The sequence below is a fragment of the Micromonospora sp. IBHARD004 genome (genome assembly GCF_052814115.1).
In genome coordinates, this window is record NZ_CP199934.1 from 1,142,915 (window position 1) to 1,159,305 (window position 16,391).

16 protein-coding genes are annotated in these 16,391 nt (G+C 72.5%); 8 read left to right on the forward strand and 8 right to left on the reverse strand.

The features are described 5' to 3' along the window. Positions 1–47: 47 nt before the first annotated feature. Positions 48–1,592: a gluconokinase gene (locus tag ACTWO6_RS05655; protein WP_446218589.1), complete on the reverse strand. Its 1,545-nt coding sequence runs from the start codon at positions 1,590–1,592 to the stop codon at positions 48–50. A 263-nt stretch (positions 1,593–1,855) separates the two neighbouring features. Here ACTWO6_RS05655 and ACTWO6_RS05660 point away from each other — a divergent pair, with 263 nt between their 5' ends. Next, positions 1,856–3,028 carry a hypothetical protein gene (locus ACTWO6_RS05660; protein WP_446218590.1) on the forward strand — a complete coding sequence of 391 codons (1,173 nt, stop codon included), beginning with the start codon at positions 1,856–1,858 and terminating at the stop codon, positions 3,026–3,028. Positions 3,029–3,030: 2 nt separating this feature from the next. Here the strand turns inward: ACTWO6_RS05660 and ACTWO6_RS05665 are convergent, their stop codons facing one another. After that, complete coding sequence (locus ACTWO6_RS05665) at positions 3,031–3,462, reverse strand: VOC family protein (protein WP_446218591.1); 432 nt, start codon at positions 3,460–3,462, stop codon at positions 3,031–3,033. Positions 3,463–3,631: 169 nt separating this feature from the next. Here ACTWO6_RS05665 and ACTWO6_RS05670 point away from each other — a divergent pair, with 169 nt between their 5' ends. Then, positions 3,632–4,957, forward strand: a complete 1,326-nt coding sequence (locus ACTWO6_RS05670; protein WP_446218592.1) for a hypothetical protein — start codon at positions 3,632–3,634, stop codon at positions 4,955–4,957. Positions 4,958–4,994: 37 nt separating this feature from the next. Here ACTWO6_RS05670 and ACTWO6_RS05675 read toward each other — a convergent pair whose 3' ends face one another. Beyond that, positions 4,995–5,570 carry a hypothetical protein gene (locus tag ACTWO6_RS05675; RefSeq protein WP_446218593.1) on the reverse strand — a complete coding sequence of 192 codons (576 nt, stop codon included), beginning with the start codon at positions 5,568–5,570 and terminating at the stop codon, positions 4,995–4,997. A 148-nt stretch (positions 5,571–5,718) separates the two neighbouring features. Here ACTWO6_RS05675 and ACTWO6_RS05680 point away from each other — a divergent pair, with 148 nt between their 5' ends. From ACTWO6_RS05680 to ACTWO6_RS05690, 3 genes are all read left to right on the forward strand, one after another. Beyond that, on the forward strand, positions 5,719–6,915 hold the full coding sequence (locus ACTWO6_RS05680) for a phosphotransferase family protein (RefSeq protein WP_446218594.1): 1,197 nt from the start codon (positions 5,719–5,721) through the stop codon (positions 6,913–6,915). An 88-nt stretch (positions 6,916–7,003) separates the two neighbouring features. Next, entirely contained in the window at positions 7,004–7,867 is an 864-nt protein-coding gene (locus tag ACTWO6_RS05685) for a hypothetical protein (RefSeq protein ID WP_446218595.1), read from the forward strand. After that, entirely contained in the window at positions 7,864–8,253 is a 390-nt protein-coding gene (locus ACTWO6_RS05690; RefSeq protein WP_446218597.1) for a GntR family transcriptional regulator, read from the forward strand. The genes ACTWO6_RS05685 and ACTWO6_RS05690 overlap by 4 nt, the downstream gene beginning before the upstream one ends. A gap of 6 nt (positions 8,254–8,259) precedes the next feature. Here ACTWO6_RS05690 and ACTWO6_RS05695 read toward each other — a convergent pair whose 3' ends face one another. Then, positions 8,260–9,120 (reverse strand): AraC family transcriptional regulator, encoded by an 861-nt coding sequence (locus tag ACTWO6_RS05695; RefSeq protein WP_446218599.1) that lies wholly within the window; start codon positions 9,118–9,120, stop codon positions 8,260–8,262. Positions 9,121–9,335: 215 nt separating this feature from the next. Here ACTWO6_RS05695 and ACTWO6_RS05700 point away from each other — a divergent pair, with 215 nt between their 5' ends. Then, positions 9,336–9,515, forward strand: coding sequence for a hypothetical protein (locus tag ACTWO6_RS05700; protein ID WP_446218600.1), 180 nt, complete (start codon positions 9,336–9,338; stop codon positions 9,513–9,515). A 276-nt stretch (positions 9,516–9,791) separates the two neighbouring features. Beyond that, positions 9,792–10,253 (forward strand): GNAT family N-acetyltransferase, encoded by a 462-nt coding sequence (locus tag ACTWO6_RS05705; RefSeq protein ID WP_446218601.1) that lies wholly within the window; start codon positions 9,792–9,794, stop codon positions 10,251–10,253. Positions 10,254–10,335: 82 nt separating this feature from the next. On the opposite strand, the gene ACTWO6_RS05710 is transcribed toward ACTWO6_RS05705, so the two are convergent. Continuing rightward, positions 10,336–10,848 (reverse strand): N-acetyltransferase family protein, encoded by a 513-nt coding sequence (locus ACTWO6_RS05710; RefSeq protein WP_446220565.1) that lies wholly within the window; start codon positions 10,846–10,848, stop codon positions 10,336–10,338. A gap of 369 nt (positions 10,849–11,217) precedes the next feature. On the opposite strand from ACTWO6_RS05710, the gene ACTWO6_RS05715 reads away from it, so the two are divergent. Continuing rightward, positions 11,218–12,045: an alpha/beta fold hydrolase gene (locus ACTWO6_RS05715; RefSeq protein WP_446218602.1), complete on the forward strand. Its 828-nt coding sequence runs from the start codon at positions 11,218–11,220 to the stop codon at positions 12,043–12,045. Between the two features lie 130 nt (positions 12,046–12,175). On the opposite strand, the gene ACTWO6_RS05720 is transcribed toward ACTWO6_RS05715, so the two are convergent. From ACTWO6_RS05720 to ACTWO6_RS05730, 3 genes are all read right to left on the reverse strand, one after another. Beyond that, a complete protein-coding gene (locus ACTWO6_RS05720) occupies positions 12,176–13,207 on the reverse strand; it encodes an IS110 family transposase (RefSeq protein WP_446218603.1) in 1,032 nt (343 codons plus the stop codon). Positions 13,208–13,571: 364 nt separating this feature from the next. Then, positions 13,572–14,171: a hypothetical protein gene (locus ACTWO6_RS05725; RefSeq protein WP_446218604.1), complete on the reverse strand. Its 600-nt coding sequence runs from the start codon at positions 14,169–14,171 to the stop codon at positions 13,572–13,574. Continuing rightward, positions 14,164–15,996, reverse strand: coding sequence for an IS481 family transposase (locus tag ACTWO6_RS05730; RefSeq protein WP_446220566.1), 1,833 nt, complete (start codon positions 15,994–15,996; stop codon positions 14,164–14,166). The genes ACTWO6_RS05725 and ACTWO6_RS05730 overlap by 8 nt, the downstream gene beginning before the upstream one ends. Between the last annotated feature and the right edge of the window lie 395 nt (positions 15,997–16,391).

The window sequence follows — 16,391 nt, forward strand, 5'->3', positions numbered from 1 at the left end:
GTTATCACGACCTTCGGTAGTCGTCCGTGCCGGACTGGGACGGGCGATCACACAGGAGCGGTGGGTGGTGGCTCCGGCGGCAGGCTCGGCGCCAGCCGTCGCAGCGACGCGAACGTCGGAACGAGCGCGTCGTACAGCTCGGAGAAGAGCGGTAGCAGGGCCGCGTAGGTGGCCGCCGAGGCCGGGTCGGGGCGTACCGTCTCGTCGATCTCCACCAGGTCGGCGGCGACCTCGATCGAGTCGATCAGGCCGAGGGCCTGCATGCCGAGCAGCGCGGCGCCGAAGCTGGAGCCCTCGTGCCCGGCGGGGAAGCGCACCGGCATGCCGAGCGCGTCGGCGAGGATCTGCCGCCACAGCGGGCTGCGGGCGAAGCCGCCGCTGGCCCGGATCTCCCGGACCTCGTTGCCGGCCGCCCGCACCGAGCCCAGGACCAGGGCGAGCTGCTGGCAGACCCCCTCCAGCGCGGCCCGGACCAGGTGCTCGCGCCGGTGGCCGTGGGTCAGCCCGACGTACGCGCCGCGGGGCAGCGCGCTCCAGTGCGGCGCCCGCTCGCTGAGCAGGTACGGCAGCATGATCAGTCCGCCGGCGCCGACCGGCGCCTGGGCGGCCAGGTCGAGCAGCTCCTCCTCGGCGTGCTCGCCCAGCTCCGGGGCGAGCGCCTCGCCGGCCCACTGCAGCACGATGCCGCCGTTGTTGATCGCCCCGCCGACCACCCAGCGGCGCTCGGTGAGCGCGTAGCAGAAGACGCCGCCGAGCGGGTCGACGGCGGGCCGCTCGACGGCCACCCGCATCGCCCCGGAGGTGCCGATCGAGCAGGCCACCACGCCGGGCTTGACCGCGCCGAGGCCGAGGTTGGCCAGCGGGCCGTCCCCGGCGCCGACGACGACGGGGGTGGTCGCGGGCAGGCCGGTCGCCGCGGCCGCCTCGGCGGTGAGGCCGGGCAGCACGGTGGTGGTGGGGACCAGCTGCGGCAACTGCTCCTCGGTGATCCCGGCGATGCGCAGCGCCTGCGCGTCCCAGGCCAACTTGTGGATGTCCATCAGGCCGGTGGCGGAGGCGACCGAGTGGTCGATGACCAGCGCCTCGGCGAGCCGCAGCAGCACGTAGTCCTTGATGCCGACCCAGTACGCGACCCGCTCGAAGAGCTTCGGCTCCTGCTCGGCGTACCAGACGAGCTTGGGCAGCGGCGCCATCGGGTGCACGGGCGTGCCGGTGCGGCGGTGCAGGGCCAGCCCGGACGGCGCGGCGCGCAGCCGCTCGGCCTGGGCGCTGGCCCGGGAGTCCGCCCAGGTGATCGACGGGGTGAGCGGGGTGCCGTCGGCGGCCAGCCCGATCAGGCTGTGCATGGCGGTGCTGAACGACAGCCCGGCGATCGGTTCGGGCAGGTCGGCGACCACGGACCGGACCGACTCGACCACCGCGTCGAAGATCAGCGCGGGGTCCTGCTCGGCGTAGCCCGGGTGCGGTTCGTCGAGCGGGTAGCCGACCGAGTGCATGGCGAGCTGCCGCCCCTCGGTGTCGTACGCCACGACCTTGGTGCTGGTGGTGCCGATGTCCACGCCGACCACGACGGTGGAGGTCGTGTCGCCCATCGGTTCACCTCCTCGCCCCGAGGGCCACGGCGCACCCCGGCTCGCGGCTGACGTTACCGACGCCGCCACCCCCTCGCACGGTGAAGCGGCCCGACCACGCGCAGCCGGTCCGGCCCAGGAATCGACGCAGCGGATTCCGCCTATCGTGCGGGTCAATCCACCGATCGGTCACATTAATGACTTTCGCGTGTCTTATCGGCCTTCCCTCGCAGTTGATGTGAATGACACCCCGATTGGTGGACTCGCGCGGCGGAGGAGTCGGCGTGGCGAAGACTGATTCGACGGGTTCCACATGGCGGTACCGGTGGGTGCACCGGCAGAACGAACGGCGGCAGCGGGCCTTCCGCGACGCCGACGAGGCGTGGCGGCGGCGGGACGACGAGCTGCGCCGGCTGCGTGCCCTCGCCGGCTCCTTCCAGGGATCGGTGGAGGCCGGCGTCGGCCTGCCGATGGAGCTGGCCCCCGGCGAGGTCGTCTTCTGGACGCTGCCCGCCGCGCAACTGGTCGAGGTGCGGCACACCGCCGTGCTGCCGGCCCCCGAGCTGACCGTCGACCCGGACCCGCCGGCGGTGCGCCCGCGCCGCCCGGAGGGCCTCAAGGTCACCGACGCCGGGCTCGCCGTCGTCACCAACCGCCGGCTGGTGCTGCTCGGCGGGCGCGGCCGGCGCGACTGGGCGTACGGACGGATGACCGGCCTGGCCCACGACCCGGCGGCCCCGGTGACGCTGATCCAGGTGCTCGACCGGCGGCGCACCTCCGGGCTGCTGCTGCCGACCGGCGCGGTCGCCGACTTCCGGTTCAAGCTGACCCTGGCCTTCGCCGACGCGATCGAGCAGCGCGCCACCGTGGTCGCCGAGCTCGACGAGCTGATCGCCGAACACGCGCAGACCCAGCCGTTCCGGCCGGGCATCGTCACCCCGGCGCAGGCCCGGTTCGCCGCGCGGGTGCCGGGCGGCCGGCGTACCGTCGCGGTGGCGGCGGCCCTCGCCCTGGTCGTGCCGGCGATGCTCTTCGAGTCCGACCCGCCGGTGCGGCCCGGCTCGGACGTCGCCTCCGCCGCCACCCCGGCGGCGACCGCGACGCCCACGTCCCGACCGGTCGCCCCCGTGGTGCAGGTCGAGACCACGAGCGCGCCCAAACCCCGGAAGAAGACCAGTGCCGGGCCGACCCCCTCGCAGTCCCGTACCGCCGCGCCGCAGCTCGCCGGCGAACGCCGCTGCGGCGCCCCGGCGAACCCCTTCGGGTACGACTACTGCGGCGGCTACCGGATCCGGAAGCCGGCCGAGCGGATCTGCGACTTCTTCGAGTGCGTCCCGGGCTTCTGGTCCGGCCGCGGCTACCTGGTGCAGTGCCGCGACGGGATGCTCAGCCTCACCGGCGGCCAGCCGACGGCCTGCGCCGGCCACGAGGGTGTCCGCCGCACCCTCTGGACCTGACCTCAGCCGCCGAAGTCGGGGACGGTGAGCGTGCCGTCCTCGGCGAGCGGGAAGCCGGGGTTCCAGGCGATCTCCCACAGGTGACCGTCCGGGTCGGTGAAGCAGCCGGCGTACCCGCCGTAAAAGGTCTCCCGGGCCGGTCGGGTCACCGTCGCCCCGGCCTCCGCCGCCTCGCGCAGGACCGCGTCGACCTCCGCGCGGCTCCGCACGTTCTGCGCCAGGCCCAGCCCACCGAACCCGTCAGCGCCCCGGTCGGTCAGGCCGGCGTCGTCGGCCAGCTTGTCCCGCCCCCACAGCACCACGGCCAGCCCGCCGGCCTGGAAGAAGACGGTCTGCTCGACCTCCTGGCCCCGCCAGCCGAGCCGCTCGTAGAAGGCCCGGGCCCGGGCCAGGTCGGTCACGCCGAGGGTGACCAGGCTGATGCGTTGCTCCATGTCGCGACCGTATCGACCCGTACCCGGCGGGGATCGGGCGCCGCGCCGCCACACGCCCGTCCGCCATCCGCCGTTCGACCGCCATGAATCCACCGAACCGGTCCACGCCGACGGCGTGTCCTGCGGCGGCCCGGACGGTTGTACCGGATGGACGCGGAAACCCTTCGCGATGAGAGGCGACACGGTGGCGGCGACGGACGGCACAGCGTCGGGCTGGCGAACCCGGTGGGCCAGGCGGGAGAACGAGCGGCGGCGCACGGCGTACGAGGCCGCCGTGGCGGCGTGGCGACGACGCCACGACGAGCTCCGGCAGTGCTGCGCCCAGGCCGAGGAGGCCGAGGAACCGGCGGAGCCACCCGTCGGGCTGCCCGTGCCGCTGGCGGAGGGCGAGGTCGTGGCCGCCGTGCAGCCCGCGGCGGAGCTGATCGAGGTGACCGCCCGGCACACCGCCGGTCTGCCCGCGCCCGAGCTGACCGTCGTGCCCGTCGAGGACACCGACCGGAAGCCACGGCTGCCGAAGGGCGTGGCCGTGGTCGACGCCGGGATGGCGGTGGTGACCGACCGGCGGCTGATCCTCGTCGGCCGCGGCGGGACCCGGGAGTGGGCGTACCCGGAAGTTGCCCGGGTGGCGCACGATCCCCGGGAGCCGTTCACCCTGCTGCACCCGCACGCCGGCGGCGGGATCGGGGGAGTGCGGGTGCCCCGGGCCGCCGCGTCCGGCTTTCGGCTGCGGCTCACCCTGGCGTACGCCGAGGCAACGGGGGCGCGGGACGCGCTGCTGGACCGGCTCGACGAGGCGGTGGTGGCGCAGTGGCGCAACCGGCCCGCGGAGCCGTCCGCGGCCACGCCGGCCGAAGCCCCGGTGGTCGCCCGGCTCGCCCGCCCGGCGCTGGTCGCCGCCGTCGCGGTGCTGGTGGCCGTGGCGGCAGTCTCGGGCGTGGTCCGCCGGTCCACGGCGGACCGGCCGATGGTCGGGATGCAGGTCGACGGCGGGCCCGGTGCGGGCGAGGCCGACCCGGCCGGACCCTCGGCGTCCGCCTCCGTCGGCGCGCCGGTCACGTCCACCGCTCCCACCACCGGCCCCCTGCCCACCGGCACCGGCGCGTCCGGCAGCTCCGCGCCCGGTACCGCACCGGCCGCACCCGGCTCCGGACCGGCCACGTCGGGCGCTCCGGGCCCGACCCCGGGCGGGTCGCGGGTCACGCCCTCGAACCGGCCGACGCCCGGCGGCACCGGTCCGAGCACCGGCTCGCCGAGCCCGACCGCGGTCGACTTCTGCGGCGCCCCGGAGAACCCGTACGGCTACAACTACTGCGGCGGCTCCTACATCTACGACCCCGCCCCGGACGTCTGCGACTGGTTCGACTGCGTCGACACCCTCTGGGACGGCAAGGGCTACCTGGTCCTGTGCGAGGACGGCCTGATCAGCAGGACCGGCATCCAGAGAGGTCCCTGCGCCGACCACGGTGGCACCCGGCACCCGGTCTACGTCTGACCGGTTCCCCGGGCAGGGGCCGACGATCCCGTCGGGCTCAGGGCGCGGGCTGCCGAACCGGAAGCAGCCCACCGAAGACGAGCGCGGCGCCGACCGGCAGCAGGTCCAGGTCGACCCCGATCGCGACGAAACCGACCAGCACCAGCGCCGGCGCCCAGAACGGCAGCAGCCGGGGCCGGACGACGGCGGCCCGGACCAGCAGCGTCAGCAGACCCAGCTCGAACAGCGCCGGGCCACCGATGAGCACCAGGTCCGGCGTCGACACCGCCTCGGCGAAGCGCGGGAACAGATCGCCGAGGATCACCCAGCCGAAGGCGGCCGCGCCGACCAGCCCGGCCACGGTCGCCGCGTCGGTGAGCACCCGCTGGCGGGGCGAGGCGGCGAGCAGCCGGCCGCGCAGCCCAACCATGAACACGGCGAACAGGACGATACCGAGCAGGAACAGGGTGTGCCCGGCCAGCCAGGGCCACCCGGACTTGTCGCGGTACCCGTCCAGGCCGTCGAGCAGGCGGAGGACGCCGTAACCGAAGAGCAGCAGCGATGCGGTCACGGCCGCCGGCCGCAACCAGGGGTACGAGGCGGGGGCGGTCGCGCGGGAATCGGTGGTGATCATTGCGTCAGCCTGGCAGCGGGATGAGGCGGCGACATCCGGGCTCACCCCCCAGCGGCCCCGGACCGGCGACCCCCGGTTCGGCTCGGGGTCGCCCGCCCGGCCCGTTAACCACTCGCCGGCGCGACGGGCGGGGCGCTACCGTCCCGGCGTGTCCCGCACCGTGACCCTCGTCCTGGTCGACCACGCCGGCGCGCCGCTCGGCGCCCTCCCCCCGTACGACGTGCCCGAACCGTGGTGGCAGGAGGTCGGCTCGGTGGTCACCGGGGCCCGCCGCCGGTACGGCCTCGACGTGGCCGTGCTGCGGCTGCTGACGGCGGACCGGCCGGAGCCGCCCGGCGGCCACCTCACCTACCTGGGTCAGGTCCCCGAACGGCCGGCCGGGCCACTGGACCCGGTGCCGGTCGACCTGTCGCCGCACCCGCTGCGCGCCCCCTGGGCCGAGCCCGGCGGCCCGGCCCGCAGCCTCGCCTGGGCCACCGCGCAGCTGCACCGGCTCGGCCGGCCGGCGACCGTCGTCGCGCAGCAGCGCACCTGGAACCTCTCGGCGATCTGGCGACTCGACGGCGAGCACGGCAGCGCCTGGCTCAAGCAGGTGCCGGCCTTCTTCCGGCACGAGGGCACGGTGCTGCGCTGGCTCGCCGACACCGCGCCCGGCGCCACTCCGCCCCTGCTCGCCGACGACGGGGCCGGCCGGGTGCTGCTCGACCACGTGCCGGGCGAGGACCGCTACGCCGCCGACGTCGACGAGCGGGCGGCCGTCGCCGCCGACCACCATGCCATCCAGGTCCGCGCCGCCGACGATGTGGCGGCGCTGGTCGCGGCCGGCGTACCGGACCGGCGAGGGCCGGCCCTGGCCCGGTGGATCCGCGCGGCCCTCGCCCCGCACGACGTCTCCACCGTGGACGGCCTGCTCGCCGGCCTCGACGACCGCCTCGACGAGGTACGCCGCTGCGGGCTGCCCGACACCCTCGTCCACGGCGACCTGCATCCCGGCAACGTGCGCGGCGACGGCGAGCGCCGGGTGATCATCGACTGGGGTGACGCGTTCGTCGGCCACCCCGCCTTCGACATTCTGCGGCTCACCGAAACCCTCGACCCGGCGACGGCCGCGCCGCTGCTGGCCGCGTGGGCGGCCCGGTGGCGGGCCGACGTGCCCGGCTGCGACCCGGAGCGGGCGGTCGCCCTGCTGCGTCCGGTAGCTCCGCTGCGGCTGGCGGCGGTGTACGCGATGTTCCTCGCCGGTATCGAGCCGAGCGAGCACCCGTACCACGCGGGCGACGTGCCGGCCTGCCTGTCGCAGGCCGCGGTTGCCGCCGAGGCGGAGCAGGGAAGACTGACAGGCTGACCCACGGTGCTTGTATCAGCTCATTGACACAACCGGGGCGACCGATCATGCTCACTTGTGTCAGATGCTTGAGACAAGAGGAGTGGTCATGGTCGTCACGGTGATCCTCGGGCTCGTGGTGGTGGTGCTGCTCGCCGCCGCGCTGACCGGTCCGTCGGCGCCGCCCGACCCGGCGACCGACCACATCCGGCGGACCACCCGGCGCTGGCGCTGGACCGGCCTGACCCTCGGCGTAGCGGTCGCCGCCGTCGCCGCCGGCTACGACCCGCTCGGGCGTGGCGTGCTGCTCGCCGCGCCGCTGTTCGGCCTCTGTGCGCTGGCCGGCGTGGTGGCGGGGGAGAGCCTCGCCGTCCGCCCCGCCGGCACCACCCGCCGCGCCGGGCTGGAGACCCGACAAATCCGTCACTACCTGCCGCGCCGCCCCGCTGCGGCGGTGGCCGCCGCCGGTGCCGCGCTGGCCGCCCTGCTGGTCGCCACCACCGCCGCCGGATCCGCCGACGACCTCGGCCGCGCCGGCCGCTCCCTGGCGTACGACTGCGGCGAGATCACCGGCTCCCACGGCCCGTGGGCCGGCTCGTTCTACAGTCTCCCGCTCGCCCTGGTGGTCGGCGTCGGCGTGCTGATCGCCGCGCTGGCGCTGTACCGGGTCGTCGGGCGCCCCCGCCCGCAGGCCGACGCGGGTGAAATGGTGCCCGACGACGCCGAGCGGCGCCGCTCCGCCATCGCCGTCACCGGCGCCTGCGGCGTCCTGGTCACCATCCCACTGCTCGGCGTCTGCCTGGTCACCGCCGCCGGGCTGCTGGCCAGCCCGTGCCGGCCCCTGTGGTGGACCGTCGCCGCCTGGCTGCTGATCCTGCTCATCCCGATCTGGCTCGCGGTGCTGGGGTGGAGCGCCGCCGCCATCCTGAACCCCGGCGCCCGTGCCTCTCGGACCGACCCGGTTTCCGCGTGAGCGCGCCACCGACCCTGCGGGTCGACACGGACGACCCCATGCCCCCGTACGAGCAACTGCGGCGGCAACTCGTGGACCTGATCCACTCCGGAGTGCTCCACCCCGGGGAGCGGCTGCCGCCGCTGCGGCAGCTCGCCGGCGACCTGGGCCTGGCCGTCGGCACCGTCGCCCGCACGTACCGGGAGCTGGAGATCGCCGGCCTGGTCCGGTCGCGACGCGGCGGCGGCACCCGGGTGGCGGACCGGGTCGCCACGCCGCCGGCCGACGAACGCCGCCGCGCCCTCGACCGGCACGCGACCGCCTACCTGCGGCAGGCCCGGCTGCTCGGCGCGGACCGGGAAGCGGCACTCGACGCCCTCCGGCGGGTCTGGGCCGCCGAGGGCTGAGGTCCCTCAGGCCCGCCGCACCGGGATCCACAGCTCGGCGTCGGCCTGCTTCCCGTCCGCCGACACCCGGACCTTCGAGATCTCCGGGCCGGGCCGGCTTTCGTACGGGTTCGACGGGAACCACTGGGTGAACACGTCCCGCCACAGGTACTGCACCGCCTGCGGGAACTCACCGGAGACCTCGAAGACCGCCCAGGCGCCCGCCGCCACCGGCAGGCTCGCCAGATCCTCCGGCACGTCGGCGCCGGTCACCACTCCGTGCCAGTAGTCCAGTTCCGTGCCCTCCTCCCGGCTGCCGGCGAGGTCGTCGCTGACGTTGACGATGCCCCGCGGCTCCTGGTCCGACAGCGCCTCCATCCGGCGTACGGTCTCCTGGCCAATGCTCCGGATGAACGCGACGATCGCCGGGTTCATCCCCTCGTGGACCAGGGGAACACGGGCCTTCCGCCCGGCCAGGCGGAAGCCGTCCTTCTCCACGATCCGGTATCGCATGCTGGTGCTCCCTTCGACGACGAGTCGGAAGGACATCCGGGGCTGGGCGCGAAGCGCCGCCCCCGTACGCCGGGCTTCGCTCGGACCGATGCCGTGCACGGCGCGGAACGCCCGGGCGAACGCCTCGTTCGAGCCGTACCCCCAGCGGACCGCGATGTCGAGCAGCGACTCCTCGCCGGCCAGCACCTCCGCGCCGGCGACGGTGAGCCGCCGGCGCCGGACGTACTCCGACAGCGGGATGCCGGCCAGGGCGGAGAACAGCCGCCGGAAGTGGTACTCCGACGTGACCGCGATCCGCGCCAGCTCGACCACGTCGACCGGCTGGTCGAGGTGCCGCTCGATGTGCTCCATGGCCTGGTTGAGCCGCTCCAGCACCCGGTGCTCCTTCCTGTTTCCACCACCGACGCTAGGCGCCCGGGTGATCCCCGACCCGACATCCTGAGCCCGGCGCGGTCGGGCGCTCTGACCGACCGGTGGCGGAAGTGTTGCCGAGACGTGACGAACAGCACCAGGACCCCTTGCGTTGCCCGTCGTTGGGCTCTTGAGCGATGGCTGGCAGAGCGGCACGCCATCGTCGAGGGGGCCGAAGGATGGATGAGCACGCCGAGTGGGACGACCTGTGCGAGCGCCGGATGGCGGAGCCGGGTGCCGCAGAGGCGTACGAGGCCGCCCGGATCGCGTTCGAGCTGGGTCGGACGGCGCGGAAGTTGCGGGAGCACACCGGCCGGATCGCTCTCCGCCGGCGGGCGGCTCGCCCGTCAACACCTTGATGCCGGGCGACGTGCTGGCTCGTGCCACTGATGCACTGCGGTGGGTGGGCGAATCGCCGCCGACCGGGTACGTCCTTGCCGGCCGGGCGTGCCGCGCGGCACCCACGACCCGCTGCGCTGACCTCGGCTGCCGCGGACGGCTCGACGGGAACACACGTTCGATCCGGCCGGTTGCCGGCTGCCGAGTCCCACCACATGCTTGCCGGATCCGTCCCAGGAGATGCTTGACAGCCGGCCTTGGATGCCGAGTCGTTCGCGGCCTGGCAAGCTGTCGCGGTGGACCGTTCGGACATCGAGGTCAGAGAGGCTGTCGAAGGCGACCGCCTGGCGCAGCTGATGGAGGTGTTCGCGTCGGAGTGGTGGACCGCGGACCGGGACCCGGACGACGTGACGGCGATGCTGGTGGCGTCCGATCTTGTCTTCGCCCTGGTTCAGCGGTCGACCGATCGACTGGTGGGGTTCGCCCGGGTTCTCACGGATGGTGTCTACCTGGCCGTGGTTCTCGACGTGATCGTTTCGTCGAGCGCCCGACATTCGGGCGTGGGCCACATGTTGCTCGATGCGATCGTCAGCCACCCCCGGTTGGCTGCGGTGCGCAGCATCGAGCTTGTCTGCCAGCCCGAGCTTCTGTCGTTCTACCGGCGCTGGGGTTTCACGGAGGACGTCGGACGATCGCAGTTGATGCGGCGGTCGTCCGACCCTCTCCTGGTACCTCGGGATCCGAGCCGGCAGCAATAGCGAGACGATCATGTCAAGCGTCAGGTGGGACGCGTCCGGTCGGTCTCGGGACGTGTGTGACACCTGTGGCTATACGGCATGATCACGTGTCGGGCGCGCCTTCGGTGACGGTGTATCGGCGCAGACGGACGGGCCGGCCTTCTGGGCTGGTCCAGGTGGCGGTGGTCGTGTGGGTGTGCTGCCAGCCGGTGTGCTCGTAGAGGCTGATGGCGGGGCCTGACCGCTGGTCCTCGACGATCTCCAGGATGAGCTGGTGCCGGTGCTTGATGGCCCATTGGCGGGCGTGGGTTCGGAGCTGGGTCCCGACGTTGTACCCGCGGGCGGCGGGTGCGACGAACAGGCGGCTGACCTCGCCTGCGGGCGTCGAGGCAGGGTCAGTTGCGGAGCAGATCCGGTGAACGGCGACATGGCCGAGGATCGAGCCTCGTTCCGTCTCGGCGGCCCATGCGTGCAGGGCGTTGGATGGCGACAACCATCGTTCCGGGTCGGCCGGCCAGTTCAGCGGGTAGCCGTCGAGGCGATGGACCTCGGTGAGGACCGCGACGCACTGTGGCAGGTCAGCCGCCGTTCGGTCGCGGATCCTGATGTCATTCATTGTCAGATTGTCACTCAGGTCGTGATACCGATCTGTCAACCATCAACCGGCGCAGGACATGCCGGTTGCCGGCGACCTGACGCTCCTATTGATGTCAACGCTCGTCGCCGAAGTGCCCAAAGCCGTCCGGGTCCGTCCGGACGGGGAGTGCGAGCGATGTGGCGCTTTGAGGCACCGCGGGATCTCGGTCTTGGTCTTGCCCTTGGCAGTGCGGCATGCGACGTAGTGGGTTGATGGCAGCGCATCCGGCCGGCGGGCCTGCTCCGGGCCGCGAGTGACCAAGTTCTCCACCGGTGCACCACGGTTGGCCATCGGCTGGCGGCCACGGTTGAATCGCTGGTTCGACGCCTCGAACAGACCAGGAGACCAATGACTGCCACGTCGTACACCCCGTCCGGCATCGCGTACGACCGCAGCGCGCCGCAGGAGGGCGGCCTGCCCGTCGTCTTCATCCACGCGGGCATCGCCGACCGGCGCATGTGGGACCCGATCTGGGGCGACCTGGCCGCCGACCGCACGGTCGTCCGTGTCGACCTGCGCGGCTTCGGCGAGTCGACGACCCGGCCGGACGGGGGGCTGGACCACGTCGCCGACGTCCTCTCGACGCTAGAGCATCTGGGCGTCACGCGGTGCCACCTGGTCGGCGCCTCGTTCGGTTCGGGCGTGGCCACGGAGGTCGCCCTGACCCGGCCCGATCTGGTGCAGTCGCTGTTGTTGTGCCCGCCCGGTGGCAGCCTCCTGGCCGAGCTGACGCCCGATCTGCGCCGCTTCTTCGACGCCGAGAAGGCGGCCCTGGCCAGTGGCGATCTCGATGCTGCGGTCGAGGCCAACGTGACCACCTGGGTCGCCGGCCCCGGCCGCAGCGTTTTCGAGGTCGAGCCGTCGGTGGTGTCCGCTGTCCGGCTGATGCAGTGCAATGCGTTCGAGATCGCGGACTCGTGGGGCGAGGTCGACGAGGCGGAGCTGGAGCCGCCCGCCCTGGAACGGCTGGGCGATCTGGACCTGCCGGTGCTGGTACTCGTAGGCGGGCACGATCTGGACACCACCCACGACGCCGCCCGCCGCGTGTGCGCCGGTGCGCCCCGTGCCCGGCGGGTGGATTGGGATGACGTCGCGCACCTGCCGTCGATGGAACGGCCGGTAGGTTTCGCCGCCCTCGTCCGCGACTGGACTGCCGGGGAAAAATCCTCCTCATAGACGGACTGGCGGCCGTAACGGCGAAAAACGCCGACCATGTCAAGCAGCAGGTGGGACGCAGCTGTAAAGCATCAGCCGGGACACGGTGCAGCGTGCCTGATCGGGCTAATGGTGTCGAGACCGATGTTGGCTATGGGGAGTTCGTGAGTAGCCGGTAGGCGTCTCGGGCGATGTAGCGCTTCAGGCAGCGCATGATCTCGGTCTTGGTCTTGCCCTCGCTGATCCGGCGGGTGACGTAGTCCTTGGTGGGTTGGTGGCAGCGCATGCGAACCAGGGTTATGCGCCAGAGGGCGCTGTTGGCGTCGCGGTCGCCACCGCGGTGCAGACGATGGCGGTCTGTGCGGCCGGAGCTGGCGGGGATGGGGGCGACGCCGCAGAGCCTGGCGAAGGCGGCTTCGGACCGCAGCCGGTGGGGGTTATCGCCGGCGGTCACGAGGAGTTGCCCAGCGGTGTCAACGCCGACGCCGGGTAGGGCGACCAGGTCGGGGGCCACGGCGGTGACCAGGCTGGTCAGGTGGCTGTCGAGGTCGTCGATCTCGGCTTGAAGGGCTAGCCAGCGGCGGGCGAGGCTGCGCAGGGCAACCTTGGTGGCTGTGGCTGGATCGGTCACCCGGCCAGGCCGCAGAGCGGCGCAAGCGCGGACGCGCTGCTTGCCTGCCAGCCCGCGCAGCAGCTGCCTGATGGCTTCAGGTGCCGAGATGACGAGGGCTTCGAGCTGGCCTCCGGCTTGAATGCGGGCCTTCATCGCTCCACGTTGGGCGACGCGCAGAGCCCGGATCATCTCGACCTGGGCGTCACGGGTCTTCGGGGTGCCGCTGGCGCGACCGGACAGCACCGCTCGGGCCGCGGACTCCGCGTCGATGGTGTCGGTCTTGCCGATGCGGCGCCGGGTGGAGCGGTCAGGGCGGTCGACCTCGACAACGGCTAGGCCGTATTCGGTCAGGAACCGCAGCAATCCGGCGCCGTGGCTGCCGGTGCCTTCCATGCCGACCGCGGCGACCGTGCCGAAGGACTCAGCCCAGGTGGCGAGCTGTGCATAGCCGCGCGTCGTCGTCGGAAAGCTTCTCGTGGCTAGCAGCCTGCCAGCCTGATCCAGCACCGCCGCGACGTGCACGTCCTTGTGGGTGTCGACCCCGACGGTCACGTCCTGGTCCTCGTTCACTCTGCCTCCTGTGTGGTGCGTGAAGGGTGTCGCTCGGCCGCTGAGCACGAGGAGGACGCTGGACAGAACGGGGATGAGGGACGAAACCCGAGCTCCTAATCAGGTCACCACGCCGGCCCGTGCGAGCGCCGAGAAAGGTGCCCCCGCCGACCGGGTCGACGGGTCAACTTCAGGGCACGGAGCCGGTTCAAACTCGGGTCAGGCTCGGCCGGGGGGACACCCTCACAGAATTGTCGGGCTCCACTTGATGCGTTACGGATCGCATTCAGTTGATCCGTTACACATCCGGCTAGACGATCATGGTTTTGTTCGGTCTTGTTCTCAGTGGCTGCAGGGCAGGTGCCAATGCTCGAGGGCGGCAGCTTTAGCAGTCTGTGTTGTCGGGGCGGCCGTCGATGAGGACGGTGAAGGTGGCGGCGTGGTCGGCTGTGCCGTCGGCCAGGCTCATCACCTCCAGCCGGGCGGTCATCCCGTTGATCGCCTTGCAGTACCACAGGATGGCGCCGCCTGCATCACCCTGGGAGGTTTGGTAATGCCAGCTGGCCGCCTCGACGCCCGGCCCGAGGAGCGCGACCAGTTCGTCCACCGTGTACTTGCTGTCCACGGCGTATTGGCGCGAAACGGTCGCGAAGTCCGGCCCTGCCGACTCCTCCCGGTTCTGGGGTACCCGGTGGTCACAGGCTCGTGTTTTGGACGCCTCATTGAGCAGCCGCCCGTTCGGCGGAGTCAGCGAGAATGCCGGGTCCTTCCGGTATGCCGTCACCGCTGCGGCCTGGTCGCCCGGGGGGAAAGTGCAGCCCAACAAGGGCGTCCTGCGGACTGCCATTGCCGTCAGCGTCAGCAGGACGGCGGCCACGAGAACCCTGGCGACGATGCGTCTGTGCCGTGACGGGGGGACCGGGTCAGCGTCGTTCATCGCCGCTTCGTCGCCAAGGCGGGAAGCGGGGGGGTCGGTTTCATTCATGGGGGATCTCCGAGGGGAGGCGCCGTCGTGGGGGCTCGGGCTTGCGGGCTTTGAATCTAGCGATGTTCTTCGTGGTCTTGCGGGGCACCTCGGCGAGAACGTGGTCGCGGTCGTGGATGCGGAAGGTAGCGCCGGCGTCTTCGACGGTGACGGTTCGGCCGGCGTGGCTGGTCCCGACGTGGATGCGCTGTCCGGCGATGACTAGGGCGCCGCGGCTGCTGACCCGCCGTTCGACTCGTAGTGGTTCTGCTGCTGGTGGCGGTGGTGGTCCGGCGGGGCGGGCGTCGCGGATGCGGGCCTGTTCAGCCAGGACCAGCGGGTTGGGCAGACTGCGCAGCAGGGTCCGGTCGGTGTCGAGAAGGTGCATGACGCCGCGGTCGAGGCGGACAGTGACGCGCCGGCCGGCGAGGTGGTAGCCGACGGGGTGTTGCCGGCCGGCGAGGCTGACCAGGCCGGTGGCGTTGACGAGACGGTCGACCTCGATGGCGGCGCCGGGCTTTACCGGGCTGGCGGTGACCGGGGGTGGTCCGGCGGGGCGGCCTCCGTCGGCAAGGAGCTGACGCAGGTGGCCGGGGGTGAGCCGGGAGGGCACGGTCTTGAGACGGACCCCGCCGAGGAGTAGGTGAACGACGGTGGTGTCGACCCATAGGCCGATCGTGAGTCCGGCGCTGGCGGGGCCGAGCCAGAACTGTTGCCCGCAAACGGCGAGGTTGCCGGAGGCGGGAACGGTGCGGGTGATCTCGACGGCGAGGTTGAGCGGGTCGATGCCGCTGGCCGAGACGAGCAGCGGCGGTGCGGTGGCTGGCCGGTCATCGTGTGGTGGGCGAGGTTGCGGCACCGTGGCCGGTGACGGCTCATCCGGACGAGTTTCGTCCGAGGTCAGCCTTCGCGGCAGGCGCAGCGGCAGTTGCGGATCGGTGGGGCGGGCGGTGAATCGGTCTGCCGGGAAGGCCATGTCCAGGGATTGATGCGGCCGGTTGGTGTTGTATTCGCGCCGGAACGCGTCGATGGCGGCTTGGGCCGCCTCGATGTCGGGCCATGCCGGCACGGTGTCGAGTAGTTCGCGTTGCAGCGTCTGGTGGAACCGCTCGACCTTGCCAGTGGTCGTGGGTGAGCGCGGCTTGGTCAGCCGGTGGGTGATGCCGTTCTCCCGGCAGATCCGGTCGAACATCACCTCCCCACCACCGCGGTTGAAGCGGGCGGTGAACTGCTTGCCGTTGTCGGTGAGCAGCTCCTCCGGAACCCCGTACTCCCGCAAAGCGGCGGCCAGGGCGAGGCAGACCGCCCGACCGGTGGCCCGAGGGACAACGGCGGCGATGACGCAGAACCGAGAGTGGTCGTCCACGCCGGTGACGACCTTTGCCTCCCGGCCGTTGGCGAGCATCACGCCACCCACGATGTCCATCTGCCACAGTTCCATCGGCCGCTCACGCTGCCACCGCCGATAATCCTGACGACGCCTACGGCGCGGCACCGGATCGATCAGCCCGTGCCTGACGAGGACCCGGTAGATGGTGCTCAAGGATGGAACGGGGCCGGGACAACCACGACGGCCCAGCTCGTAGTGCAACCGTCGTTGGCCCCATCGCGGATGCGTCCGGCGCAACTCGCAAATCGCCGACTCAACCTCCGCCGGGGTCTGGGTCGGATGCCCCTGGGGGCGGTGGGACCGGTCCCGCAACCCGTCCAGGCCCTCCTCTGCATACCAGCGCAGCCAACGGTGCACCGCCTGGCGGGAGACCCCGAACCGGTCGGCCACCTCAGTGACCGGGAGCCCGGCCCCAACCTCCAACACTGCTCGATAGCGCTGTTCGGTCACGCTCATCTCCACCAGCACTCGGCGGAGTGTTACGCATCAAGTGAAGCCACGGTGTAACACATCAACCGGAGTCGGACACACCCTCACAGAATCCCCGTCCAAACTTTCTGTACGTCTTCAAGGCGGCCCTGAACGGGCCGCACGCGCCGCCGCCTGGGCGCGCGGCCTGCGCTCCCCTGGCGCTCCGCTCCGACCACGCAGAACGCCCGGCGGCTGGCGCGGAAGCGGGAAGCCCAGGGGGCCGCCGCAGAACGACAGACAGGGCGTTGAGTGGTGAGGTGGTCGGCCGGCAGCCGGCCGGGCCGCGCGGCCAGGACCCGCGCGGCGCAGCGAAGCGGACGCCAGGCCGCAGGCGAGCTGACGCACCGAGCGGCGTTGCGGCTACTGCGCCTCCGGCGAGG